This window comes from Paenibacillus xylanexedens, assembly GCF_007680605.1.
In the GTDB taxonomy this organism is placed as follows: domain Bacteria; phylum Bacillota; class Bacilli; order Paenibacillales; family Paenibacillaceae; genus Paenibacillus; species Paenibacillus xylanexedens_B.
Map to the genome: position 1 here is coordinate 1 of NZ_VEIO01000089.1, position 265 is coordinate 265.

Below are 265 nucleotides of genomic sequence, written 5' to 3' on the forward strand. Positions count from 1 at the left end.
CAGGATGTGCTCCGAACCGAACAAGTCGGGATTCAGGACAACTTTTTCGAGCGGGGTGGGGATTCGATCAAAGCGATCCAGATCGTGTCCAGGTTAAGCGCGGCTGGTCTGAAACTGGCGGTTCGGGAGATATTTACGCATCCAACGATCGAGGAAGTCAGCGGATATGTGCAGGCCACAACCTCGACCGCGGCCGAAGAAGGAGTCGTTGAGGGAGAGGTCGCGCTCAGCCCGATTCAGCATTGGTTCTTTGACCAGAACTTCT

Annotated in this window: 1 protein-coding gene; it reads left to right on the plus strand. The window is 55.5% G+C overall.

The window, feature by feature from the left end; genetic code table 11:
- The coding region (locus FS818_RS28505; RefSeq protein ID WP_145336780.1) for a phosphopantetheine-binding protein at positions 1–265 on the plus strand (265 nt) is incomplete at both ends.